At 42.5% G+C, this 25454-nt stretch carries 29 protein-coding genes and 1 pseudogene; 22 read left to right on the forward strand and 8 right to left on the reverse strand.

The genetic code is table 11. The annotated features are described in order from the left end of the window. Window positions 1-18: 18 nt before the first annotated feature. Window positions 19-384, reverse strand: coding sequence for a DUF2512 family protein (locus E4U82_RS05680; protein ID WP_135109105.1), 366 nt, complete (start codon window positions 382-384; stop codon window positions 19-21). Between the two features lie 78 nt (window positions 385-462). After that, the gene (locus E4U82_RS05685) at window positions 463-1494 is read right to left on the reverse strand and encodes a C40 family peptidase (protein ID WP_135109106.1); all 1032 of its coding nucleotides are present in this window, start codon (window positions 1492-1494) and stop codon (window positions 463-465) included. Window positions 1495-1648: 154 nt separating this feature from the next. Between E4U82_RS05685 and E4U82_RS05690 the strand changes: the two genes are divergently transcribed. The 7 genes from E4U82_RS05690 (at window position 1649) to E4U82_RS05720 (ending at window position 5359) form a co-directional block, all read left to right on the forward strand. Further along, window positions 1649-2605: a thymidylate synthase gene (locus E4U82_RS05690; RefSeq protein WP_135109107.1), complete on the forward strand. Its 957-nt coding sequence runs from the start codon at window positions 1649-1651 to the stop codon at window positions 2603-2605. A 21-nt stretch (window positions 2606-2626) separates the two neighbouring features. After that, window positions 2627-3130: a dihydrofolate reductase gene (locus E4U82_RS05695; RefSeq protein WP_135109108.1), complete on the forward strand. Its 504-nt coding sequence runs from the start codon at window positions 2627-2629 to the stop codon at window positions 3128-3130. Then, window positions 3130-3708, forward strand: a complete 579-nt coding sequence (mobA, locus tag E4U82_RS05700) for a molybdenum cofactor guanylyltransferase (RefSeq protein ID WP_135109136.1) — start codon at window positions 3130-3132, stop codon at window positions 3706-3708. Before E4U82_RS05695 ends, mobA begins: the two co-directional genes overlap by 1 nt. A 157-nt stretch (window positions 3709-3865) precedes the next feature. Beyond that, complete coding sequence (gene tatA, locus E4U82_RS05705; protein WP_135109109.1) at window positions 3866-4075, forward strand: twin-arginine translocase TatA/TatE family subunit; 210 nt, start codon at window positions 3866-3868, stop codon at window positions 4073-4075. A 19-nt stretch (window positions 4076-4094) separates the two neighbouring features. Beyond that, window positions 4095-4283, forward strand: a complete 189-nt coding sequence (gene tatA / locus E4U82_RS05710; protein WP_135109110.1) for a twin-arginine translocase TatA/TatE family subunit — start codon at window positions 4095-4097, stop codon at window positions 4281-4283. Between the two features lie 73 nt (window positions 4284-4356). Beyond that, complete coding sequence (tatC, locus tag E4U82_RS05715) at window positions 4357-5121, forward strand: twin-arginine translocase subunit TatC (RefSeq protein WP_135109137.1); 765 nt, start codon at window positions 4357-4359, stop codon at window positions 5119-5121. A gap of 16 nt (window positions 5122-5137) precedes the next feature. Then, window positions 5138-5359, forward strand: coding sequence for a YozE family protein (locus tag E4U82_RS05720; RefSeq protein ID WP_135109111.1), 222 nt, complete (start codon window positions 5138-5140; stop codon window positions 5357-5359). A gap of 12 nt (window positions 5360-5371) precedes the next feature. Here E4U82_RS05720 and E4U82_RS05725 read toward each other — a convergent pair whose 3' ends face one another. After that, window positions 5372-5698 carry a YolD-like family protein gene (locus E4U82_RS05725; RefSeq protein WP_209300539.1) on the reverse strand — a complete coding sequence of 109 codons (327 nt, stop codon included), beginning with the start codon at window positions 5696-5698 and terminating at the stop codon, window positions 5372-5374. A gap of 791 nt (window positions 5699-6489) precedes the next feature. Here E4U82_RS05725 and vrrA point away from each other — a divergent pair. The 3 genes from vrrA to E4U82_RS05740 all read left to right on the forward strand — a co-directional run bounded on the left by vrrA (window position 6490) and on the right by E4U82_RS05740 (window position 8253). Next, complete coding sequence (vrrA, locus tag E4U82_RS05730; protein WP_135109112.1) at window positions 6490-6942, forward strand: VrrA/YqfQ family protein; 453 nt, start codon at window positions 6490-6492, stop codon at window positions 6940-6942. A 95-nt stretch (window positions 6943-7037) separates the two neighbouring features. Beyond that, window positions 7038-8000 carry a peptide-methionine (R)-S-oxide reductase MsrB gene (gene msrB / locus E4U82_RS05735; protein WP_135109113.1) on the forward strand — a complete coding sequence of 321 codons (963 nt, stop codon included), beginning with the start codon at window positions 7038-7040 and terminating at the stop codon, window positions 7998-8000. 46 nt (window positions 8001-8046) lie between these two features. Next, a complete protein-coding gene (locus E4U82_RS05740) occupies window positions 8047-8253 on the forward strand; it encodes a DUF6501 family protein (RefSeq protein WP_135109114.1) in 207 nt (68 codons plus the stop codon). Between the two features lie 51 nt (window positions 8254-8304). Here E4U82_RS05740 and E4U82_RS05745 read toward each other — a convergent pair whose 3' ends face one another. After that, entirely contained in the window at window positions 8305-9495 is a 1191-nt protein-coding gene (locus tag E4U82_RS05745; protein ID WP_135109115.1) for a M14 family metallopeptidase, read from the reverse strand. Window positions 9496-9640: 145 nt separating this feature from the next. Here E4U82_RS05745 and E4U82_RS05750 point away from each other — a divergent pair, with 145 nt between their 5' ends. Then, window positions 9641-9880 (forward strand): DUF362 domain-containing protein, encoded by a 240-nt coding sequence (locus tag E4U82_RS05750; protein ID WP_135109116.1) that lies wholly within the window; start codon window positions 9641-9643, stop codon window positions 9878-9880. Between the two features lie 308 nt (window positions 9881-10188). On the opposite strand, the gene E4U82_RS05755 is transcribed toward E4U82_RS05750, so the two are convergent. Next, window positions 10189-10458 carry an acylphosphatase gene (locus E4U82_RS05755; protein WP_135109117.1) on the reverse strand — a complete coding sequence of 90 codons (270 nt, stop codon included), beginning with the start codon at window positions 10456-10458 and terminating at the stop codon, window positions 10189-10191. A gap of 274 nt (window positions 10459-10732) precedes the next feature. On the opposite strand from E4U82_RS05755, the gene E4U82_RS05760 reads away from it, so the two are divergent. The 11 genes from E4U82_RS05760 to E4U82_RS05805 all read left to right on the forward strand — a co-directional run bounded on the left by E4U82_RS05760 (window position 10733) and on the right by E4U82_RS05805 (window position 22149). Continuing rightward, window positions 10733-11155: a hemerythrin domain-containing protein gene (locus tag E4U82_RS05760; RefSeq protein ID WP_135109118.1), complete on the forward strand. Its 423-nt coding sequence runs from the start codon at window positions 10733-10735 to the stop codon at window positions 11153-11155. Window positions 11156-11185: 30 nt separating this feature from the next. Next, window positions 11186-11509 (forward strand): hypothetical protein, encoded by a 324-nt coding sequence (locus E4U82_RS05765; RefSeq protein WP_135109119.1) that lies wholly within the window; start codon window positions 11186-11188, stop codon window positions 11507-11509. Window positions 11510-11535: 26 nt separating this feature from the next. Then, window positions 11536-11823, forward strand: coding sequence for a hypothetical protein (locus tag E4U82_RS05770; RefSeq protein WP_135109120.1), 288 nt, complete (start codon window positions 11536-11538; stop codon window positions 11821-11823). Then, window positions 11810-15517: a nitrate reductase subunit alpha gene (locus E4U82_RS05775; RefSeq protein WP_135109121.1), complete on the forward strand. Its 3708-nt coding sequence runs from the start codon at window positions 11810-11812 to the stop codon at window positions 15515-15517. The genes E4U82_RS05770 and E4U82_RS05775 overlap by 14 nt, the downstream gene beginning before the upstream one ends. Then, complete coding sequence (narH, locus tag E4U82_RS05780; RefSeq protein WP_135109122.1) at window positions 15507-17000, forward strand: nitrate reductase subunit beta; 1494 nt, start codon at window positions 15507-15509, stop codon at window positions 16998-17000. The genes E4U82_RS05775 and narH overlap by 11 nt, the downstream gene beginning before the upstream one ends. Continuing rightward, window positions 17000-17602 (forward strand): nitrate reductase molybdenum cofactor assembly chaperone, encoded by a 603-nt coding sequence (gene narJ, locus E4U82_RS05785; protein WP_135109123.1) that lies wholly within the window; start codon window positions 17000-17002, stop codon window positions 17600-17602. The genes narH and narJ overlap by 1 nt, the downstream gene beginning before the upstream one ends. 71 nt (window positions 17603-17673) lie before the next feature. Then, on the forward strand, window positions 17674-18369 hold the full coding sequence (gene narI, locus E4U82_RS05790) for a respiratory nitrate reductase subunit gamma (RefSeq protein ID WP_135109124.1): 696 nt from the start codon (window positions 17674-17676) through the stop codon (window positions 18367-18369). Between the two features lie 80 nt (window positions 18370-18449). Then, complete coding sequence (locus E4U82_RS19805) at window positions 18450-18620, forward strand: hypothetical protein (protein WP_167751337.1); 171 nt, start codon at window positions 18450-18452, stop codon at window positions 18618-18620. A gap of 83 nt (window positions 18621-18703) precedes the next feature. Further along, complete coding sequence (locus tag E4U82_RS05795; protein WP_135109125.1) at window positions 18704-19348, forward strand: 5-bromo-4-chloroindolyl phosphate hydrolysis family protein; 645 nt, start codon at window positions 18704-18706, stop codon at window positions 19346-19348. Then, a complete protein-coding gene (locus tag E4U82_RS05800; RefSeq protein WP_135109126.1) occupies window positions 19345-20499 on the forward strand; it encodes a toxic anion resistance protein in 1155 nt (384 codons plus the stop codon). Before E4U82_RS05795 ends, E4U82_RS05800 begins: the two co-directional genes overlap by 4 nt. 120 nt (window positions 20500-20619) lie before the next feature. Next, window positions 20620-22149, forward strand: a complete 1530-nt coding sequence (locus E4U82_RS05805; protein WP_135109127.1) for an FAD-dependent oxidoreductase — start codon at window positions 20620-20622, stop codon at window positions 22147-22149. Window positions 22150-22659: 510 nt separating this feature from the next. Here E4U82_RS05805 and E4U82_RS05810 read toward each other — a convergent pair. From E4U82_RS05810 to E4U82_RS05820, 3 genes and pseudogenes are all read right to left on the reverse strand, one after another. Continuing rightward, window positions 22660-23157, reverse strand: coding sequence for an RlpA-like double-psi beta-barrel domain-containing protein (locus E4U82_RS05810; RefSeq protein WP_245183526.1), 498 nt, complete (start codon window positions 23155-23157; stop codon window positions 22660-22662). A 276-nt stretch (window positions 23158-23433) separates the two neighbouring features. Beyond that, complete coding sequence (gene cysK / locus E4U82_RS05815) at window positions 23434-24354, reverse strand: cysteine synthase A (protein ID WP_135109128.1); 921 nt, start codon at window positions 24352-24354, stop codon at window positions 23434-23436. A gap of 13 nt (window positions 24355-24367) precedes the next feature. Then, window positions 24368-25330 (reverse strand): annotated as a pseudogene (locus E4U82_RS05820) (D-serine ammonia-lyase); the annotation flags it as partial. Between the last annotated feature and the right edge of the window lie 124 nt (window positions 25331-25454).

The following is a 25454-nucleotide window of genomic DNA, read 5'->3' on the forward strand; positions in this document are numbered from 1 at the left end:
ACTTTCTGCCCGATTTGATTAATCACGTGCAACTTCTTCTTTGTCAACACGGTCATTATCCAGCAGCCAGTTATGCTGGAATATTTCCGTTACAGCCACCAATGCACCTGTCAATATTGCTCCCAAAAACGTGACAGCTGTATCGGCAAACAGCAACGCGCCAAAGTAGACAATCAATGTCGTTACAATAAAGTCCATGCCAACACTAAGCCAATTCGTCTCTTCTCGTAACATGGCCCTTTCCATATAATAACCGACAAAAGCTAATACAACTCCAAGAATAATTGGCTGGTACCAATAGCCGAAATCGACATTCGGAAAAATCCAGGAAGCAACATACAATGCAATCGGGCAAACGAATAATTTTACGATTAATCCTGCCATAAACAATCCCACCTTTATTATTATTATATGGATAGCATTCGCGATAAAGGTGGAACTTATTCAAACTGGTACAGGCACTTACTGAATCCTTCCCGCACCTAAATAACGTTCTTTCCAATAAGAATTACTCAATTTGCTGGATTCAACACCACGGGATTCTCCGGCATGAATAAATTGCCCATCTCCAATATAAATCCCCATATGGGACGGGCCTGGTTTATATGTCTCAAAAAAGACAAGATCCCCGACAGACGGACTGTCAACCTGTGTAGTGAAATTCCACGTCTCACTTACTGTCCGCGGCAGGGAGATGCCTTCCATCTGAAAAATGTATTGAATAAATCCGCTGCAATCAAACCCGCCCGGCGATTCGCCGCCCCAGACATACGGTGTACCAATTTGCGCACGTGCTGCTTCAATTGCCTGTGAATGATTCGTACTTGTGACGCTCACTTGTTTGACTTCTTCCTGTGATGATATCTCTTCTGTTGTTTGTTCATTGTTTCGGTTTTCTGACGGTTTTTCATTCTGTATATTTTGTTCCGATTGGTTTTGTTCGTACAACCTTTTTAAGGCATCATCATCGACCAGTTCCATGTCATGTTCCTCTTCAGCTATTTCAAGCGCCTGCTGGGTCAGTGGTCCGTAAAGGCCGTCTATTTCGCCTTTGTAGTAACCAAAATAGTCAAGAGCGCGCTGGACGATTTTAACATCAGACTTTTTCATACCCGGATAAATGGAACCGGACATGTCTTCCAGCTGTTCTTTGTGTTGTTTTTTTTCTTCATCGACGACGGTGTTCAGTGTTTTTTGGTTCGCCTGACCGGTAATTGCCAGATTCTGCTGTTTTTGAAAGTTCTTTAGTGCGTGTTCCGTTAAAACACCATAATCGCCGTCAATTTTATCATCAAAATAGGATAAATTATTCAACTTATGTTGCAGGATTCTGACGGTTTCTCCATGCTGTCCATATTGCAGCTGTTCAGCTTCCAGCAATTGCTCATTTTGAAGTGCAGGATATGCATCAACGTAGACTGCAAACGGCTGACTTAACACGTAGCTGAATAAGACAGATTGTTTCACTACATGTTCGATCGTACCATTCAGCATGCAACTATCCCCTTTCATGTGTGACTGCTTTTAAAGATTTATGTCTGATTTAGCCTAATTATGTGCCAGACAGCTTACGATTGTGTTACAAAAAATTAAATGGCCGTGACGACAACAGAGATTTGTATTATGATTGATAAAAGAGGTGAGAAAAATGCTGACAGGTGAACAAGGCTACTTGGATTTATGCCAATACATACTGAAACACGGGACAAAAAAGACTGATCGGACCAATACCGGCACCTATTCGGTATTCGGTCAACAAATGCGCTTTAACCTGAGTGAGGGGTTCCCGCTGTTGACCACTAAAAAGGTACCATTCCGGCTGGTTGCCAGTGAGTTGCTCTGGTTCATAAAAGGCGATACCAATATCCAATATTTGTTGCAGCATAATAATAATATATGGAATGAATGGGCTTTTAAGCGGTGGGTGGAAAGCAGTGACTACGATGGGCCAGATATGACCGACTTCGGCAACCGTCGCCAGCAGGATCATGAATTTAATCAGCTTTATCAGGAACAAATGAACATTTTCAAGGATAAAATCTTAAATGATCAAGCGTTTGCCGCGAAATTCGGTGATTTGGGGAATGTTTACGGAAAACAATGGCGTGCCTGGAAAACGTCACAAAATGAAACCATTGATCAGCTAAAAGATGTGATCCAGTCAATCCGTCATAACCCTGATTCACGCCGGCATATCGTTTCAGCGTGGAACCCGGAAGATGTCCCGAATATGGCATTGCCACCCTGCCATACGCTATTCCAGTTTTATGTGGCAGAAGGAAAACTGTCATGCCAATTATATCAGCGCAGTGCCGATATGTTTTTAGGCGTGCCGTTTAATATTGCCAGTTATGCACTGCTGACGTATTTAATCGCACATGAATGCGGCCTGGAGGCAGGGGAATTTGTCCATACATTAGGAGATCTCCATATCTATACAAACCATCTTGAACAAGTTAAAACCCAGCTGGGGCGTCATGCGGGATCATTCCCGAAACTAAAAATCAATGGGGAAAAAGCGTCTGTTTTTGACTTTGAATTGTCTGATTTTGAAATACACGATTACAACCCACATCCTTCGATAAAAGCACCAATTGCTGTTTGAGAGAAAGGACGACGTGAATAGATGATCTCATTACTTGTTGCTATGGACCGAAACCATGTTATAGGGCACCAGAATGATTTACCGTGGCACCTGCCGAATGATTTGAAGTTCTTTAAAAAGAAAACAACCGGACATACGATCATTATGGGACGGAAAACATTTGTGTCAATCGGCAAACCATTGCCTAACCGCAGGAATGTCGTCATTTCAAAACAGCGCAGCGACAGCGAATTTCCTGATGGGATGGACGTTATACACGATATCGGGACCATTATAGATTGGAATCACCAAGAACCCGCAAAAGAATTGTTTGTCATTGGCGGCGAAGAGATTTTTAAACAGGTCTTACCGCATGCAGATCGCATGTATATTACGCTGATTGATGACGCTTTTCAAGGGGACACATACTTTCCTGATTTTTCGGAGATTGAATGGCAATTATCAGCTCGCGAAAAAGGGGAAAAAGATGGTGAAAACCCCTATGACTATTTTTTCCTGCAATATGATCGGCAGGTGCGTAAGTGATGCGTATTTGTGGCGTGATTCTTTCCGGTGGTCAATCATCCCGAATGGGGGCGACTAAATCATTTCTGGAAATTGATGGCAGACCTGCTATCGCACATATTGCTGATGAATTAAAGCGTTTAAGCGATCGTGTAGCAGTGATCACGAACGAGCCGGCAGATTATCAATTTCTTGAATTGGATTTGTATCCTGACAGGTACAGGAACAAGGGGCCACTGGCTGGTATAGAAACAGCCATATATCATATGGATGCTGATGTTTATGCATTCGCTGCATGTGACATGCCATTTATCCATTATGGTATCTATGAGCATTTAATCCAGTCATTGAATCATCATGATGCTGTTATTCCGATGTATGACGAAAGAGTGCATCCGTTATCCGGCATTTATACAAAAAATGTGCTGCCGTATATCCAGATGTTGCTTGACAGCGACCAGCGGAAAATACGAACATTATTCGACCATATCACGGTCAATTATGTAACCAGTTATAATGGAATCTCAAAGCATACATTGGACAAGCATTTTTTTAATATGAATGATCCGGAACAATACGAAATGGCCAAACGGTTATAAGTGATGATTCAGTTCCTGCTTTTAAGTTGCCTAAAAGCGATCGGTCGTGTTACACTTTTATCAGTTTATAAGCTTTATTCAGTTGAATTTTGAACGTGAATAACATAAATTTTCTGCCGGAGTGCACTATAATATATACTTAAAGAAGGTGTCATATATGGGACTGGGCAGTATCGGTTTCCCTGGACTTATTCTGATTTTGGTAATTGCATTGATTATTTTTGGCCCTAAAAAGCTGCCGGAAATTGGGAAGGCTGCCGGAAATACGCTGCGAGAATTTAAAAAGTCAGCACAGGATTTAACGAGTGATGTGTCTGATGAAGTTAAAGAAACAAAAGAAATTGTGAAAGATGATCAAAATAAATAGTCATGCGGAGTGATAATTCATGGGATTAGGCAGTATCGGTATACCTGGTCTAATTTTAATTCTGATCATTGCCTTAATTGTTTTCGGACCCTCGAAATTACCCGAAATCGGTAAAGCTGTTGGCGGTTCATTGAAAGAATTCAAAAATGCGGCGAAAGATATCGGGACAAATGATTCCGGTAAAAATGATCAATCATCGAAGAAATGAGCTGGTTAACGAAGGTGTAGGGTGGTAACCTTACATCTTCTTTTGTGCTTGGATTGGGAGCGTGAACAGAACAATGTCTGAAGAACAGCAGTTTGATTATGAAAAAGAGATGAATGTCGTAGGGCACTTATCTGAACTCAGAAACCGGCTTATCGTCACAGCTGTTTTTTTCATAATACTTTTTGTGATTGGTTTTATGTATGTTGACATCATTTATGGTTTTATTGAAGACGATTTGCCGTTTAAACTGAGTGTCACCGGTCTGACTGATTTAATATCCGTTTATTTAACGCTGGCAGGCGTAGTAGCTATGATTGGTACGTTGCCGATATTGTGTCTGCAGGTCTGGCTGTTTATCAGGCCTGGTTTGACCAAACCCGAACGGAATGCGACCTTGATGTATGTGCCGGTGAGCTTTCTTTTATTTATCGCCGGAATCCTCTTCGGGTATCTTATTTTTGTGGAACTGATCATACCGTTTTTGCTTTCATTGAATGATGGGATGTTCAATGAAATCTTTACATACGACCGGTATTTTAAACTGTTATTCCGGATTGTTATCCCGTTTGCTTTGTTTTTTGAAATACCAATTATTGTGATGTTTCTTACCCGTCTGGGAATTATGACCCCGGATTTCATGCGGCGGACACGAAAGTATGCGTATTTGATCCTTGTCATTATTGGTGCGTTCATCACACCGCCGGATTTTATGTTGCAGCTTGTCGCCATCGTTCCATTAATTATTTTGTATGAAATCAGTATTTATCTTTCCGGAATTGTTTACCGCAAGAAGCTGAAAAAGCATCGGGAATTTTTGGAGAATGACAGTGCTGAATAATGGGGTGTTCTGAAATATGCGTTCCTTTTATCATTATGCATTAACATACAGAGGGGGAAAACAGCCAGATGATAAAAGTCGTCTGGCTGACTGGATGTTTTATGATCACGATTTTCCGAAGCAGTCTGCAGATTATCATGAAATCAGCAATTATCTGGAATGGAATAGTCCGTTTACAAATGCTTTGGCCGTGTTTGATCAGCTATGGGATGCATATAAGCTGAATCATATGGACTAATTCCACAACCTCTTAAAATACAAGCTGTAAAATATTCTGAAAAGCGATTCGTTTATCCGGCCTATTAAACCTGTTTAATAGGACACTGCTTGTTTGGTTGTCCAGCTTAGCGACCACTCCTGTCAACTCAATCATTGCGTCATTTTCATAAATACGCAGACAGACAGTGTCCTGGTCTTCAAATGCCTCCTGAAGCTGGACATTCAAAAATTCAACCTGCTGTTCATCAAGAACGGGTTTTGAATTTTTGTCGTCTTCCACCCACATTTCTTTCAGCAGCTCAATATGTTCCGGCATCATTAATGACGTCCACTTAATGCTCCCACGATCGTTCGGCATCGACATCACCTCATAACTAGTATATACGAACTTATATTCTACATCAAGTCGGGTTTGTTCTGGAAATAATTCAACCAAAAACCGGCATAAGTTAAACAAACGTTTGATCAATTAGTTGAAAATCGCCCCTTTAAACAATCCATTTATCACCAGGGTGGTCGGGATGCAAAATAGAAGTCATTTCCCGGTTTTTCGCTAAAATTTTTCAGTAAGATGTAACAATATGCAGATTCATGCGGTTACCCGGGAAATATTATGATATTCATGGATTCGTCATAAATGAATCGCTTTAAACAACCGTTCATCATTTATACTTGATTTAAACATAATGAAAGAGGGGATACAATGTTTCCAGTAATTGTGTTTGGGGTTATTCTTGCAGGATCAATCGGGCTGGTAATTGCAGCGGAAGTCACAAGTGATTAACGAATGAGGCCTTTGCTGTTCATCAGCAGAGGCTGTTTATTTCACATGAACATCCAAATAACTGATAACGGTAATAACTTCCCACCCGGCGACTGATTTTTCCAATGAATTAGCGTAACAGCCTACACCTTTATGGATCGATCACGTACAATAACCTAAGGGACTAATCCCGCATGTAACGGACACTATTCTCCCGAAAAAACGGAAGAAAACTGTGTGTAAACGTCTGATTCGGTTCTGGCCTGCACGATACAGGTCTCCGGAGGCGTTGGGATTGTCACGGCGTTCTTAGCCTTTGTTCCCCTCATTCAGTGGAAAAACCACCACTGGATGAAGTTTTACTTTATTTAAGGAGGAGAGCGATAATGGTATGGCCGATTCAACAGCAGCCAACGAACAATATGCTGCCACGCCAAAGCTTTTTTCCGGGTGGGCCGCCCCAGCAGCCTCCAGTGGGCGGCATACAAAAATTGTTATCATCTCAAACTGCCCAAAATTTGTTATCACCGGAAAAAATAAATGGCTTCTCACAAAAACTGGGTAATGTGCAACAAGTCCTTAAGGTCGTTCAATCCACCGCTCCAATTGTACAGCAGTATGGACCAATGGTAAAAAACCTGCCAGCCTTATTCAAGATGATAAAGGCATTAAATGAAAGTGATCCTGAAGTTGATGAAGACGCTGCAGACGGCGATCAGACTGATAGTATAAACGAAACAGAGACATTGGATTCATATGCAGAAGAAACGGATCCGATTGATACCGACCCTGTCGACACAATGAAATCTGGTGAATCAACCCCCAAACTGTTTATTTAATTTGTCAAAGATCGAATTCATTCAAGCAAACCATTTGATATTTTTTATTAAAAACGAAAAAATAAGGGTAGGATAAACCTGAATGGAGGTATACTATGACGACCGAATTAGCTACATTTGCAGGCGGTTGTTTCTGGTGCATGGTTGAGCCATTCGATCAGCGCCCCGGTATCGAAAAGATTGTGTCAGGTTATACAGGTGGACACATTGAAAACCCAACTTATGAACAGGTGTACTCAAATACAACCGGTCACGTGGAAGCAGTCCAAATCACATTCAATCCTGAACTCATGCCGTATGAAGAACTCGTCAATACATTTTGGCAGCAAATTGATCCAACTGACGCCGGGGGGCAATTTAATGATCGCGGGGAGTCCTACCAAACTGCCATTTTCTACCACAATGAAAAACAGCGACAAATAGCCGAACAATCCAAACAAAAACTGGATAAAAGTGCAAAGTTTGCAAAACCAATCGTTACACCCATTCTCCCTGCTAAAACCTTTTATAGGGCAGAGGAGGAGCATCAGGACTACTATAAGAGGCAATCATTTCATTACCAGCTCTACAAAAAAGGATCTGGAAGAGAGGACTTTATAAAAGAAAATTGGAAAAAGGGAGCCGATCAATCCGACTTATCCGACTTAAAGGCAAAACTTACACCGATTCAGTACAGCGTCACACAGGAAAACGGAACCGAAAGACCTTTTACCAATGAATATTGGGATAACGAGGATGAAGGAATCTACGTGGATCTTATTTCTGGAGATGTTCTATTTTCGTCACATGATAAATTTAATTCGAACTGCGGCTGGCCAAGCTTTACTAAACCGGTAGACCCATATAAGGTTGAAGAAAACACCGATACAAGTCATGGTATGGTTCGAACCGAGGTCAGGAGTAAAAATGCCGATTCTCACTTGGGCCATGTCTTTGAAGACGGGCCACAGGATAGAGGCGGACTTCGTTACTGTATGAATTCGGCAGCCATGAAATTTATACCAAAAGAGGAAATGAAAGAAAAAGGGTACGAAAACTATTTATATCTTTTTAGTTAAGTTGACAATAATATAGTTATGTAAACTAAATCGAGGGAGGCTAACCGTGATTCACTTAAACTGGGAAAACAATGAAACAATTAAAACGATCGAATGCGTTCATGCCAATGCAGAAAAATTTATTATTCACAATAAATTAACACCTGGTAAGCAATATGACGTCAAAAATGAAACGGATGAATTTTACTTTATTATTGATAACAGTAATCGGGTTGGCGGGTTTTATAAAAACTATTTTAAAGAAGTGGAATAACAGGCCGCCCAGCCTGTTATTTTTCTACTTCTTCTACATTCTCCCAATGATCTACAAATATAAATTTGCTAACATTATCCCAAGTGTTTCCTGATAAATTTCCTCGAATTGACCAAACGGCAATGGATTGACACCAGTGCCCAATTCAACCGTATAACCGGGACGTCTGAATTCCTGGATAAACCAGTCTTTATAACCGGCATAGCTGTCTACATAACGTACTGGCTGATAGCCGCTCACTCGGGCGTACTCATGAACGATTGATTCCGATACGGGGGGTTCCAATCCTTCAAGACTCCAGTAAATCACTTCTCCTTGTGTATGGAAAGCGTTCATACGTACAAAGTCTCGTTCTTCGGCCAACGCTGCCATGGCAACAACCTCAGGTTCTGATAACGGGCAGGACCCGGGATAGTCCCTTGGCTGCGGTGAATTGGGTTTCCGTGCAGCTTCAACTTCCCAAAGTGCGGGATACTGATTATTCAGATCCACTCCAGCAATATTTGCTTTCCAGTTGGAAAAATCCGTGTCCTGGTTATTGAGCGTCAATACGTTATTCTGGTAAGCAGCAGCCGCAGATGCGCCTTCAAGCACCAGATTCACCCCGTCCGGATTGACCATTGGAACGATTGATAAGTTTGTCTCAAAGAAGTAAGGAAGTAAATTCAGCCCGCGTATTGGCATTTTGTTTGTCAACGAGCGTGCGTATTCATTGATAAAGCGCATAATGACAGAAGTTGTTATCCATTCATTGGCATGAAACGATCCATCCAAATGGACTTGTTTATTTCCAGTACCTATCTGTAATTCAATCATATCTTTTCCCATGACTGAGCTGCCGACCGCCTGCTGAAAGATAAATGGATAGAGAGCAGTCAGCTGGTCAATATCGCGAACCATTTTATCAAATGTGTAGTGATTCAAATCCGTTACTATTAAATTATCAACACGTTCCGGGATGGCTAGTTGCCAACCGACTTGCAGGCTTTGTGGGTCAATCGAGGGGTTGGTCGCCTGCAGCATATCGACTGGAATATTTCGCTCTATTGCAATACGCCACAATGTTTCATCTGCAGTTATTTGATGCTGATGTACCATATATCCAGGTATTTTTACTGTCTGGCCGATGCTTAGTTGGTTAACGTCTAATTGCGGGTTTGATTGTTCAATCAGAACCAGTGGAACATCAAATAAGTTACTGTAATACCAAAAGGAATCATTTGGGCGAACGGTGACTTCCATTCACAACGCTCCTCCTCAATTTTCTAGTTAATATAGAATATGTATAAACGCCCGCGTCTGTGTTATCTCGCTTGAAACAGAGGATAATATTTTGTAGTATAATGAATAGGATTGTGTGGCTTTATTCTTGAAGGAGGAGATTTACGTGGCTTTTGTTATAACATCACCTTGTATAAATGAAAAATCAGGAGAATGTGTCGAAGTTTGTCCTGTTGACTGTATAGAAGAAGGCAAGGACATGTTTTATATCGATCCCGATATTTGTATCGACTGTGGCGCATGTGAAGCAGTTTGCCCAGTCGAAGCCATATATATGGAAGATGAGGTGCCAGAAGAGGAAGAAAAGTTCATTGGCTTGAACGCCAAGTTTTTTGAAGAAGGTTAGATAAGAAAGGAGCAGGGCGCCTTGTTCACCACCGAAAAGCTTAAGCTAGCATTTATAGTGGCGGTTTTTGCCACGTAAAATGATGGCTTAAGACCTCGAGGGGGCAGGCGCTGGAGCTGGACATGGCTATTGCTGACAAAAAGCTTCATATAGCCAAAAATTTTATACTTTCTTATCTTTTAAAAAAGGAAAGTGCTGAAATTCATGCCCCTATCCGAAATAAAAGCCGCTATCACTGATGATAGCGGCTTTTACTTTATCCTGCATCATCCATTTATCGCAGGAAAGCACACCACACGATTGAAGGATCACTTTATGGAAAAACCGCTGTAACCTTTTTCATCCTGTTGCGTGTCCACCTGCATATCTGTCACCTTAATAGACGGACTGAATCCTTTCTTCAACTCATTTAGAAATGTATGAACCTGTCTGTCTCTACCTTCAACTTCCAATTCAACTGTACCATCAGACTTGTTTTGAACCCATCCATTTAAATGATAGTGGCCAGCCTGTTGCTGAGTGGAAAATCTGAAACCGACGCCTTGTACGCGTCCACTTACAATGACATGTGCCAGCATATTTACCGTCTCCTTTCCTACTATATTGTATATCCGTCCATTGCATAACGAAAACCATCCGATTTTACTGCCCACCAAACGATTAAGCTTATTCTTCAATAAATTCTTTTCGACAATACTGTTACTGGAATTCCGTGATAATTATCACATAAATAGAAATTTTCTTCGACATCAATTGTCCCTCGTATAAATGGATGATATCCTGAAGTCAATAACAGAAAACAAATCAAATGATTATATTCATTACAAAACAAACACAGTGAGGTGAATCGAAATGTCCGGTCCTGCACTCAAACATGTCGATAGTCATACCGCCATTCATGATGCAGCATTAAATGAAGCCATCGAGTTGACGAACATGCTCGACAAACTTTATCAGGATAACCAAAAGGAAAAGGCATTGGAACTGGCGTATGTTGTTATTGAACAATGGGAAACAAGAACATTAGCACATGCCGATGCAGAAGAAGAAGGGTTATATAAGGATTTGGTTGAGGAAAACCCGGAAATTAAAGATGATATTGTCGCTTTGACACGGGATCATGATTTATTGCGTTTAATCGTCGATGACATTAAACAGGAACTTCCGGAAAAAGGGATTAACGATGCGACCATACAGCGTTTTCAATCCTTAATTATTGTTGACGAACTCCATAACGAAAAAGAAATGGACGTACTTCCTGACCACGATCATTAACTGACACATATCAAACTGGAGGTGAAATGATTGAGCTTTGAACAAACATCATCCAAACCGGAACACCCGATGCGTATCATTTTACCAGACTTGTACAACGAGCTAACCGAAAAACTGGATGAACATCACAACATTCACCAATACGATATTCAGGCACGGGTATTGGAGGATCATTCGGGATTTGAAGCCATCATTTACTTTGGAGATGGTTTTACACATAAGGAGTCACACTATTTTTCAAATGAAGCAATTGAAAATTCATATGACGGGCTGCCTGAATTCACAGAAAAAATCGGAACTGCCTGTAAGGAAGTTATGATTGCCGATTACTATAAAATGATGCGTCCGAAGTAACTTCCAAACGAGAGGAGTGTATCAATTTGTTTTTATTTGAAGATGAAGCCAATACCGTCCAGGACCGGGAAGATTTGCTTTCCATTTTAAAAATGCGTTTTGGCGAAATCCCTCCGAAAATAATAGAATCCATTTACGATATTAAAGCATATGAAACATTGGAGCGCCTAATATTGGTAGCGTCCAATGTTCCGAGTTTGAAAATATTTCTGGAGGAACTTGAAGAAGGAGAAGGAAGTTTCCGGATATTAGGCGACCGTTTTAACCCAATTGAAGCACAGTATAAGGGAGGTGGGGCAGATGGAGAAAAATAAAAATAAACTTTTTGAGAAATTACGGCACCTTAAACCGGGAAACCGGCTTAATGACGGCTGGACTGAAGAAAGTCCGCGTCCGCGTGATGCAGAGGACATATACCGTAGAAGATGGCAGCATGATAAAGTTGTCCGTTCAACACACGGTGTGAACTGCACAGGTTCGTGCAGCTGGAAGATTTATGTGAAGGATGGCATTATCACCTCCGAAACACAGCAGACCGATTATCCAAGTACCGGTGATGACTTTCCGGAATATGAGCCGCGCGGATGTCCAAGAGGGGCAAGTTTTTCCTGGTACACGTATAGTCCCATCAGAGTAAAATATCCGTATATACGAAGTGATTTATATGAATTATGGAAAGAAGAACGGCAAAAAAGTTCGGATGCTGTCGAAGCATGGGCTAATATCGTCAGTGATCCAGTGAAACGTGATAAATATGTAAGTGCCCGCGGGAAGGGTGGTTTTGTTCGGGCAACCTGGCAGGATATGTGTGAAATGATCGCAAGCGCCAGCATTCAAACAATTAAAAAGTACGGTCCTGATCGTGTCGCAGGCTTCAGTCCTATCCCAGCCATGTCGATGGTTAGTTATGCAGCAGGAACCCGCTTTCTGTCCTTAATCGGTGGGACGATTTTAAGTTTTTATGACTGGTATGCTGATTTACCGCCTGCATCTCCACAAGTATGGGGTGAACAGACTGACGTCCCGGAAAGTGCCGACTGGTATAACTCCAAATACTTTATTATTTGGGGTACCAACCTGCCGCAGACACGGACACCGGATGCCCATTTCATGGTGGAAGCTAGATATAATGGCACAAAGGTTGTCGGTGTCAGTCCGGACTATGCCGAATATGAAAAGTTTGCTGATATGTGGCTGCCGGCAAAAGCAGGAACAGACGCAGCACTGGCGATGGCCATGACACATGTGATTTTAAAAGAATTTTATGTCAACAAAGAAACGCCTTATTTCAATGCTTATACCAAAAAATATACCGATTTGCCATACCTGGTTACGATAGATGGACAAAACGGTGATTATCGCAGCGACCGTTTTCTCCGTGCATCCGACATAACTGACGCACATGAACTGGGAGAATGGAAAACCTTGGTATGGGATGCTGTAACAGATCAGCTGGAAACACCGAATGGCAGTTTGGGCTTCCGCTGGGATGGCGGAAGCAAATGGAACCTGCAACTGGATAAAAAGGATGGCGGTCTGATCGAACCGGAGCTAAGTTTCATCGACAAATCCGATGAGACCGTAATGGTCAGCTTCCCTTACTTTGCCGAAAAAGACGGAGACCTTGTCAAACGCGGTGTACCGGTAAAAACCATTCAAGACAAAGATGGGCATATGCTTAAAGTGACAACGGTCTATGACTTAATGATGGCCCATACCGGTGTTGATCGGAACCTGCCTGGCGACTACCCGACAGACTATGATGATCCGAAACCATACACGCCTGCCTGGCAGGAATCGATTACCGGAGTTAATAGGAACCATGTAATTAAAGTTGCCAAAGAATTTGCAGACAATGCAGAGCGCACCAAAGGTAAATCAATGATCGCACTTGGTGGCGGGACGAATCATTGGTTCCACAGTGATCAAATTTACCGGGCTATTTTGAATCTGGTCTTGTTAACAGGTTCACAAGGTGTTAACGGTGGAGGCTGGGCGCATTATGTCGGTCAGGAAAAAGTCAGACCTCAGGAAGGCTGGCAGCAAGTCGCCTTTGCCGGTGACTGGCAAAAAGCGCCCCGGCATCAGAACGGTACATCGTATTTCTATTTTGTTACTGACCAGTACCGTTACGAAGCATTGCCTGATGACAATGAGAGAACGGAATGGGGAGGCAAGTATAATTCGATGCACCCAGCTGATTTGAACGCGTTATCAGCAAGGCTCGGCTGGCTCCCTTCGTATCCGCAGTTTTCACAAAACTCGATTGATCTCGTGAAAGAAAGCCGTGAGCGGGGCGCACAGTCTGAGCAGGAAATCATCAATGATATTGTCAGCAGGATCAAAAACGAGAAAATCGATTGGGCCATAGAAAATCCGGACGATCCACGAAACTTCCCGAGAGTATTTTTTAATTGGCGATCCAACCTGCTGGGGGACAGTGGAAAAGGACATGAATTTTTCGTGAAACATCTGGTTGGTGGCGATAATCAAGTACTGGCTGAACCGGAGAATTCATGGCAGCCGGAAACTGTTAAAACAGAGGGGGAAGCACCAACCGGAAAAGCTGATTTACTAGTCAGTGTGGATTTCCGCATGACAAGTTCAGGCCTGTTTTCCGATATTGTGCTGCCGGCTGCAACATGGTACGAAAAATTTGATATCAGCAGTACGGACTTGCATCCATTTGTACACCCGTTCAACGCGGCCATTACACCTCCATGGGAAGCTAAAAGTGACTGGAATACGTTCCGGGAAATCAGTAAAGTGTTTTCAGATCTTGCCGACAAACATCTGCCGGCAACCGAGGAACTTGTTGCATCCCCGCTTGGACACGACACGCCAGGGGAGATAGCCCAATCACTTGGGAAAGTTAAGGACTGGCGGAAAGGTGAAGTGGAAGCCATACCAGGCAAAACAATGCCAAACATGAAGATTGTGGAACGTGATTATCCGAATCTTTATCAAAAAATGACGACAATAGGGCCTTTGATCAAAAAAGGTTACGGCGGAAAAGGTGTCATCATTCCAGGTGAAGAAGTATACGAAGACCTGGAGAAGCGACTCGGAAAATCAAAACGGGAAGGAATCGGAAAAGGGAATCCGGATTTATATACGGATGTTCAGGCCATCAATGCCATTCTGTCCATGTCTGGTGCTACCAACGGCAAACGAGCTGTTGCCGGATGGAAGTCACTTGAAGCTAAAACCGGCCAAAAATTGGAGGAGATCGCAAAACCTCGGGCAGAGGAAGATCATACCTTACGAGACTTAAGTATTCAACCGCGCAATGCCATTTCAACGCCGGTATGGAGCGGACTTGAGAAGGATCACCGACGCTATTCGCCATTCACCGTCAATACCGAGTATAATATTCCGTGGCGCACATTAACCGGACGGCAAAGTTTTTATCTCGATCATGAGGTGATGCTTGACTATGGGGAAGGGCTCCCGCTGTATTTGCCGCCTTTACGCTATGGACCATTCCTGAAGAAAGAGGAGGGCGTGGAAGAAAACGAAAACAAATCGATTACGGTCAGATATCTGACGCCACACCAAAAATGGGGCATTCACACAATGTTTACGGATACAACCCATATGTCGACATTGTTTAGAGGATGGCAGACTATCTGGATGAACGAAGAAGATGCTGCTTCCATCGATCTGAAGGATAACGATTTTGTTGAGGTCTACAACCGTAACGGTGCCATCGCAGCAAGAGTTGTCGTGACCTATAGGATACCAAAAGGAATGGCTTATATGTACCACGCTCAGGACAGGACATTAGGTGTACCGGCAACTACCATTAACAAGCAGCTTGGCGGAAACCGCAACAAACGCGGCGGAACCCACAATAGTGTTACGCGGGTAACGCTGAAAGGAACGCATATGGTCGGCGGGTACTCACAATTAAGCTATGGGTTCAACTACTACGGGCCTACTGGTCATCAACGGGATACAATAGCCGTTATCAGAGCTTTGAAGGAGGTTGATTGGCTTGAAAATTAAAGCACAGGTCGCAATGGTAATGCATTTAGACAAATGTATCGGTTGTCACACATGTTCTGTAACGTGTAAAAACACATGGACGAATCGCCCTGGAACCGAATATATGTGGTTTAATAATGTCGAGACCCGTCCCGGCACCGGTTACCCGAAACGCTGGGAGGATACGGAACGTTTTAAAGGGGGATGGACGCTAAAAAACGGAAAGTTGCAGCTAAAAGCGGGCGGACCCATTTCCAAGTTGATGAATATTTTTTACAACCCGGATATGGCAACCATGGATGATTATTATGAGCCATGGACCTATAACTATCAAAATTTGATTGACAGCCCTAAAGGTGAACATCTGCCGGTAGCAAGACCTCAATCTGTTATTACAGGGGAATATATCGACAAACCGGAGTGGGGCTCCAACTGGGATGATGACCTGGCTGGCGGAACTGAAACGGTATCACAGGATCCGACTGTCGAAAAGCTCCAGGATCACATTTCGATGGAATATGAGAAAACATTCATGATGTATTTGCCAAGAATCTGTGAACACTGCCTGAATCCATCATGTGTTGCATCCTGTCCTTCAGGGGCATTATATAAGCGTGATGAAGATGGCATTGTTCTGGTTGATCAGGAAGCATGTCGAGGGTGGCGCTTCTGCATGAGCGGATGTCCATATCATAAAGTCTATTATAACTGGAACACACATAAAGCCGAAAAATGTAATTTCTGCTACCCAAGGACTGAAGCGGGGCTGCCAACAATCTGTTCCGAAACGTGTGTCGGACGCATCCGTTATATCGGCGTAGTATTATACGACGCCGATAAAGTTAAGGAAGCGGCATCTGTCGAAGATCCACAAGACCTGTACGAATCACAGCTTTCTGTTTTCCAGGATCCATTTGACCCTGAAGTAATTGAAGCAGCAAAGAAAGCAGGCATTAATGATGAATGGATTGAAAGTGCGCAAAATTCACCGGTCTACAAAATGGCTATGAAATGGAAAATAGCACTCCCGTTGCATCCAGAATACCGTACATTGCCGATGGTCTGGTACGTGCCACCGCTGAGTCCCATCATGAACCATATTACAAATGAAGATGATTTAAGCACTGATGGCTATATCCCGGCGGTGGATCAAATGCGGATCCCGGTGGAATATCTCGCGTCCATTCTGGCAGCCGATGATACAAAACTCATTCGCAGAGTGCTGCTTAAATTAACAGCCATGCGGGTGCATATGCGTGGAAAAACAGTCGGTGGTATTGATGCGTTCAGACAAAGTGAATTGCTGAAAGAAGCGAATACAACACCTGAGGAACTGGAAGACATGGCACGTTTATTAGGAATTGCCAAATATAATGAACGATTCGTTATTCCCACCGGAAGAAGAGAAATGGATGATGACCTTTATTATGCGCAGGGAGCATGCAGTCTTGAGGATCTGGCACCGCCGGAAGGTATGGCATCCCTTATCGGAGGGAATAGCTAATGGACAGCCAAAACCGCACGCTGCTCGTCATTGGTTCTCGATTGCTGGCATACCCGTCTGATGATTTTAAAAGCGACCTAAAAGATATTAACGTCTGCATTGACGAAAATGTACCATCTGCCGGATTCAGCAGTAAGCTTAAGACCATCGTAACAACCTTTAACCTCTTCACACGTGAAGACTTAAGGAAACTCTATGTTTCGACTTTTGACCTCAGGGCCAAAAATGGTTTATACCTAACTGCTCATGAACTTGGTGACAGTAACAAAAGAGGCGCCGCTCTGATTAAATTGCAAAAGATCATCAATCAGGCCGGGTATGAGCGAACCGACGATGATTTGGCCGATTACATTCCAATGCTGTTTGAATTTTTGGCTGTTGCGCCTGAAAGTCAGGACAACGAACGGTTAACGCGGCGTCTCGCTGTTGCCGTTCAGCGAATCATGAACAATCTGCCCGATGAGAACCCGTATTTCAACTTTTTGCAGCTTTTAATGGAAAGTGTATTTCCACAACCAACCAAACAGGAAATTGATAGACTGGAATTTGATCGGGAAGAAGCGGATTTAGAGGAATTACCGTACCCGATTATGTACGGGTAAGGGAAGCATTTCAGTGGTCAAGGGACAGCCTTCCACTGATTATTCCTTACCCAAAAAAGGAGGGGTAGCGTGTGGGTGACGTTTTCTGGTGGGTTATTTTCCCTTATGCATGCTTAATTATTATGGTGTTTGGCTTATTATATCGCTTTGCATTTCGTCAATTGACGTGGGCTGCGCCATCAACAGAATTCTTTGAGAAAAAATGGCTGCGGTTTGGTTCACCCTTGTTTCACTGGGGGGTCATTTTCGCATTTATCGGTCATTTAATGGGAATTGTCGTTCCAATGGGATTTTATGATGCACTGGGTATTTCTAATCATTTATACCATTTGGGTGCTGTTTATGGTGGTTCGCTGGCTGGCTTAATGATGGTTGTCGGGTTAATTATTTTACTGATTCGTAAAATAGTGTTTAATCCTGTTCGGGTTCATGCCACATTTGCAGATTTCTACTCTGTCATCGCACTTCTGATTATTGCAGGTATTGGGACGTATATCACCATGTTTGGAAATTTTACACCAGAGGAGTTTGACTATCGGTCAGCTATCGGACCATGGTTCAGAAGCTTATTCGTTTTAAGTCCGCAGTATCAACTGATGACGAGTATACCATTTATCTTTAAGTTGCATACGTTGCTCGGTTTTGGACTCTTTGGTTCGATACCATTTACCCGGCTGGTGCATTTTTATAGTATTCCCGTGGCATATCCAACACGTGCACCGCAGCAATATCGCTCAAGAGCACAATATAAAAATAAAAGCAGCTGATATTTCAATAGGAAAAGCGCAGGGCGCCTTGGTCCCCCCGAAAAGCTTTAGACCTCGAGGGGGTAGGCCTGGAGTTGGACATGGCAATTGCTGACAAAGAACTTCATATAGCCAAAAATTTTATACTTTCTTATCTTTTAAAAGAACCGAAAGCAAATCATTATTGCTTTCGGTTCTTTTTTGAATCTGTAACCATTTTAGGATATTTAAGCTTATGTGATTGGCAAATAAAACAAACGCATTTAAAATAGAATTATGAAACTTTTTGCTGATTGTATACGTATTGATACTGTAAACACTGTGTTTTTTTCAGAAATAATGGGAGCTGACGACTATGCGACGATTTTTTCTATTTATATTACAGACAGCCATTGCTGCCCCAACAGCTATCCTGACAGGCGTGGTCAGTTTTTTCGCCTTTGATGCCGCTTTCTTGATGTCAGGCTTGTACGCTCTTATTGGGGGAAGTACAGGTTATTTTTTCACGAAACAGATCATGCATTTGCGATTTTTAAGACAAAAAGGATTAACACGGAAGGAATATAAATATATCAATGAGAATCTCGATGAAGCCAAATTAAAAATAAAACGCCTGCAACGGACCTTACGTAGCGCCCGCAGTTGGCAGCAGGCAAAAAAATACGTCGACATACTGGTAACGGTCCGAAAAATTTATGCCAATACGAAAAAGGAACCACAGCGCTTTTACCAAGCGGAGCCGTTTTACTATAAACATCTGGACTCACTTGTGGCCTTAATGGAAAAATATGCTTACCTCAGATCACAGCCATCCCGTTCAAGGGAAATGAATGAATCACTAAAGGAAACACGTCAAACCATCACTTCCATGGATGGAATCATTAAAAAAGACTTGCATGTGATGTTGAATGACGACATGAACACCCTTCAATTTGAACTGGATGTAGCCAACCAAACGTTTGAACACGTGCGTAAACGCGAAAGTGAGGCATTAAAATGACTGAACAAAACGCATCAAAACAACTATCTGACATGGACGACCTGCTCGCCAATCCATTTGGTAAACAGAAGAATCAGGACACCGACACTAGCGAAAAAGATCGTTCAAAAAAACTGATCGACACGTTGTCTGAACAAAGCCGGCAAAAAGCATTGCAACTTGCCGATCAGATTGATCCAAACAACTATCAGTCGATTACTCAATATGGCACAGAAGCTCAATCGAAGTTGCTTAATTTCTCCCATTCGATGCTCGAGCATGTGCAAAAAAATGATACAGGGGAAATCGGCAGTATCCTAGAAGATTTGATGAAAAAGCTGGAGCAGGTCAACCCGGAAGAACTGAAACCGGAAAAACGAGGCATATTTTCCCGTATATTTGGCAGGATTTCAAACTCAATAAACGAAATTCTTTCCAGATATCAAAAGACAGGAGCGCAAATTGACAGGATTAGTGTGAAGCTCGACAATTATAAAAGTGTGCTGACAAATGATAATGACCTGCTGCAGGAAGTGTTTGACAAGAATAAAGAGTATTTTGATGCACTGAACATCTATATTTCAGCGGGAGAGCTGAAACAAGAAGAATTGGAAGCTCAGCTCATTCCAAATCTGAAACGTAAGGCTGAAGAATCCGGTGACCAGATGGACGTACAGGAAGTCAATGACATGATGCAATTCGCCGAACGACTGGACAAGCGTGTGCATGATCTAAAGCTCAGCCGCCAGATCACCACTCAAAGTGCACCACAGATCCGGCTAATCCAAAATACAAATCAGGCACTCGTCGAAAAAATCCAGTCTTCAATTTTGACCGCAATACCACTTTGGAAAAACCAAATTGCCATCGCCCTTACACTTATCCGGCAACGTCATGCTATGGAAGCACAGAAGCAAGTATCCCAAACAACGAATGACCTGCTCTTAAAAAATTCAGAAATGCTTAAAACCAACTCTGTCGAAACAGCAAAAGAAAACGAACGAGGACTTGTCGATATCGATACATTGAAACAAACTCAGGAAAATTTGCTTACCACCATAGAGGAAACAATGCAAATTCAAACTGAGGGAAGAGAAAAACGCAATCAGGCTGAAAAAGAACTGATGGGAATGGAAGATGAACTAAAAAATAAACTGTTGGAATTAAAGTAATGCTAAAAATCGGGATAATACCCGATTTTTTTGTGCCAACAGCAAACGGTAACAGGAATAAAATTTTATCAGTGAGTGACACTAACTTCAGGAAATATGAAACTTGGAAGGATTGATAACATGGCTGATTCTGTTAACGTCCCACAGTTTCCGCAAGCATTCTGGCGGGATTCCGTGTCACTCCCTGATTTTCCGAAATTAAGCGAATCTCTTAAAACGGAAGTCGCTATCGTCGGCGGGGGGATCACCGGTATTACAGCAGCTTATTTGCTGACGAAACAAGGCATGAAGGTTACACTTATGGATGCCGGTAACCTTTTAAACGGCGTTACTGGTCATACAACAGCCAAAATAACCGCCCAGCACGGTATTATTTATGATGAATTTATACAGCATTTTGGAGAAGAAAAAACGTCATTATATTATGAAGCCTGTATGAATGCCAAACAGTTGATTGAAGATGCCATCGAAACACATCATATCGAATGTGATTACCGTCAAGAAGATGCTTATATCTTTACGAATGAAGGTGCTTACGTATCCCAGCTGGAAACGGAAAAAAAAGCATACGATCAGCTTAATATCCCAGGTGAATTAACAAGCGATATGCCACTTGAAATTCCGGTTAATTCTGTACTGAAAATGAACAACCAAGCACAGTTTCATCCACTAAAGTATTTAAAAGTTCTTGTAGATGAAGCTGTCAATAATGGACTGGAAATATACGAGCAGACAACAGCGACTGATATTGAATACAGCAAACATCCAACAATTGTTACGAGAGATGAACACCGCATTAACTGCAACTATGTCATTCAAGCAACCCATTATCCATTTTATGACGGGCAAGGGTTTTATCCGGTTCGAATGTATCCGGAACGCTCTTATATCATTGCGGTCAAAACACCGGAAAACTTCCCCGGCGGCATGTATATTAACGCTGAATCACCAACACGTTCGATCAGGTCGGCCAACATGAATGGTGAAGATTTGTGGTTGATTGGCGGCGAAAATCACAAAACAGGGCAGGGGAGATCAACGATGGACCATTATGAAGCTCTCCACCAATTTGCCGAAAAACAATTTGGCATATCCGATTTTGTTTACAGATGGTCAGCCCAGGATTTAACAACCATGGACAAGCTACCCTATATCGGTCCGGTTACGAAGAATGAGGATAACGTCTTTGTTGCGACCGGTTATCGCAAGTGGGGCATGACAAACGGTACAATCGCAGCCAAAATCATCAGTGATCGGATTCTTAATAAAGAGAATCCTTATAGTGATTTATACACACCATCCCGATTTCAGGCTGATCCTTCCGTTCGAAAATTTGCCAGGATGAATGCAGATGTCGCCAAACATATGATCCGGGGAAAACTGGAATATACCAACGGTCAAGTTAAGGATCTAAAGCCGGATGATGCGACGGTGACCAGAGTAAACGGTCAGCGTACCGGTGTTTATAAAGATGAGAATAATCAGCTTTATGCTGTAGATACAACATGCAAACATCTGGGCTGCGAGGTTAACTGGAACTCGGGTGACCGGACATGGGACTGTCCGTGTCATGGATCGCGATACACCTATACAGGTGAGGTCATCGAAGGGCCGGCAAAAGAACCATTGAATAAAGTTAAATTGGAATAGTAAAAAGCAGCCAAATTTAATGGCTGTTTTTTTAGCAAAACAGATGTGACATAAAAAACTTGATGGGATTTGAGTACATGCGTACATGCAATGAAACAAGCAAATGATAATACGATATTCAGACCAAAAATATTTAAAGGCGTAATTTTATTTGCTTTGTCTCACTATCATAAGTATACTTCATTATGAGATAGATCATTCATTTAGTTCCTATAATATATATTATGTAAACTAAAATATAAAAAATAAGATAGATAACCAGCTATCTATCCCTTTCTTTCAATGTATGACCGTAATTAACCAAAGTTAATTCTAAATAAATAAACCAAACATTTTAAATCAGTCACATTCCACCACGCAATTCATTTTTAAACTTCACGGAAATCAAATGAAATAATCCGGTTATTTCCGGGATCATAAACGACGCTGGCATGGACGGTCATCGTTTCGTGATCTGACTGAAGGATATATTCATATGTTTCTCTTGTCCGTGATGCGGATTCCTCTTTTTTATCTATAAAAAAAATTGTACGCCATCACATGATATTCGGGGTATGCTGTTTGTGTCAGTTCCAGCAAATAGCGTCCCCACCGTTGCTGTTCAATTTGTGATACGGAAGAAAACTGAATGTCGATAACGCCCGCCTGCGGATTTGCTCCTAATGTTTCAAATACCCTTCGGTGCACATTAATTTCATTATCCGGAAAACCCGGTACCTCATCAACAACCTCCACTAGAATAGATCTGCCGGTTACTGGATAATAGACGCGCAATAACTGACCGCATTGATACGGTGAATTCTCTCCGACCGCCGCTGTCATGTACCAATTATCGGACCACGGAATACCGCATTTAGTCAGCTGCCCCCCTTCTGTCCATGTCGCCTGACCGCTGACGGATTGCTGCCGGTAATGAGAATACTGAAAATTTTGGCGGTCCGGATAAACGTCATACGGGTGGTAAGCATAGGGATACATGTTTTTAAAATATGGATTTCCTGGATACATGTTTCTCCTCCTGTCTGAGTGCAAACTTTTGGAATACAATATGCATCTTTACAACAACATGTGACAGACGCCCTCGATTGTACAGTTCTTAGACAGGTTTGTTCGAAAATAGAATAATCAAAAGGAGGCGAATATTAAATGAAACAGCTTGATTGGCAGATGATTCTTTTTGTCGGTGGTTACTTCTTGCAAGATGTTTGGCTTTATTGGGGGCTGCCTCGGGTTTATTATTGGCATTCAAATGAAAGCTGATGAATAAACAGCTTTCAAAACTGCTCATTCATCAAATAGGCTCATACTGAGATATCGTTCACCTGTATCAGGTGCCATACATAATACCTTTTTGCCTTTCCCAAGTCGTTTGGCTACTTTTGCAGCTGCAGACACTGCTGCAGCACCTGATAACCCAATGAAGATGCCTTCCTTCCGCGGAAGTGTTTTAAACATATGGACCGCATCCTTATCGTCAATCTGGAAAATGTCATCATAAATAGATGTATTCAGTATATCCGGGACAAATCCGGGACTTGTGCCAACTAATTTATGCGAGCCTGGTTCCCCACCGGATAATACCGGAGATCCCTTTGGCTCAGCAACTGTAATACACAAATTCGGCCATTTTTCTTTCAACACTTCCCCCGTACCGGTGATCGTTCCACCGGTTCCGGCAGTTGCTACAAATGCATCCAGCTCCCCGCCCATCTGTTCATAAATTTCCAAAGCAGTTGTTGTGCGGTGGATATCAGGATTAGCCCGGTTTTCGAATTGCTGGGGTATAAAACTGTTTGGTATGTCCTGTTTCAACTCATTCGCTTTTCTGATAGCGCCGGGCATCTTGTCCTCACTGGGTGTTAATACTACTTCTGCACCATATGCCCGCAAAATATTCCGGCGTTCCTGTGTACTGTTATCCGGCATAACCATTATGGCCCGGTAGCCTTTTGCGGCCGCATTCATTGCAAGGCCAATTCCAGTATTGCCGCTCGTTGGTTCGATAATCGTTGCACCGGGCTTGATCAATCCATCTTCTTCCGCCATCTTGATCATATTGAACGCTGCCCGGTCCTTGACACTTTTGCTCGGATTAAACGATTCCAGTTTCAAATAAACGTCAGCCGCATCTTCCGGAATGATACGGTGCAGCTGAACGATCGGTGTTTCTCCGATTAGCTCTGTCATGTTTTGCGCTACTTTCATAAGAACACCCTTTCTACTTCAAACGCTTTCCCTTATTATAAAACATTTGCATATCCTCTTCAGGTACAAGCGAACCCCCGGTTGACCAGGCGATATGTGTGGCATTGCTGATATCGATATTACGCTTCCGGATATATGGGGTTATCTGTTCAGGGCCGGTTAGTCCCGCGGTTGCTGACGGTTCCAAGTAGATCCCTTCACTGTCAGCAAGTTGTGCCAGCAGTCGATACAATTCATCATCCTCGATTGTATAGATCCCGCTCACCAGTTGATTGCTAATGCCTGTTGCAAAATGGGATGGCCGGCCGACAGCTAATCCGTCCGCTTCCGTCTGATTGTCAATCCCAATATCCTGTACACTGACATGTTCCATTTTCCCGGTAGCAAGACCAAGCAAAACGGACGGCGAATGAGTCGGTTCAGCATAAAAACAATGAACATGATCACCGAAAACCTGCTTCAGTCCAAATGTAATACCACCTGGCGACCCACCGACACCGCAAGGGAGATAAACAAATAATGGATGGTCAACATCTACTAAAATGTTTTCCTGCTTCAGCTGTTTTTCCAGCCTTAGCGCAGCTGTACTATATCCTAAAAATAAATGTCTGGAATTTTCATCATCGACAAAATAACCCTTGGAATCAGCAATAGTCTTTTCCCTGCCTGCAGAAATGGCTTCACTGAAATCCCCCTCAAATTCAAGGACCTGAGCGCCTTTTTCACGCAGCAAATCTTTTTTCCATTGCTTTGCATCAATAGACATATATACAGACACATTGAAACCGAGTTTGGCACTGATAATACCGATACTCAGACCCAGATTACCCGTGGACCCGACACCTATTGAATACTGACTGAAAAATGTCTTGAATCGTTCGCTTGAAAAGATGTCATAATCATCATTGATATGCAACATACCAGCTTCCAACGCCAGTTTTTCGGCATACTGCAGAACTTCGTAAATACCTCCCCTAGGAGCCTTAGACAGAAGTATAACGGGTTTTATGTAAAAATATGTAAATTAGCGAGTGGAACATCAGATTTTCAATGAAACGGCTTGATCTCCCGCCAAGACAGGAGTAATTAGGTTTTAGACA

The organism is Lentibacillus salicampi (assembly GCF_004565465.1).
In the GTDB taxonomy this organism is placed as follows: Bacteria; Bacillota; Bacilli; order Bacillales; family Amphibacillaceae; genus Lentibacillus; species Lentibacillus salicampi.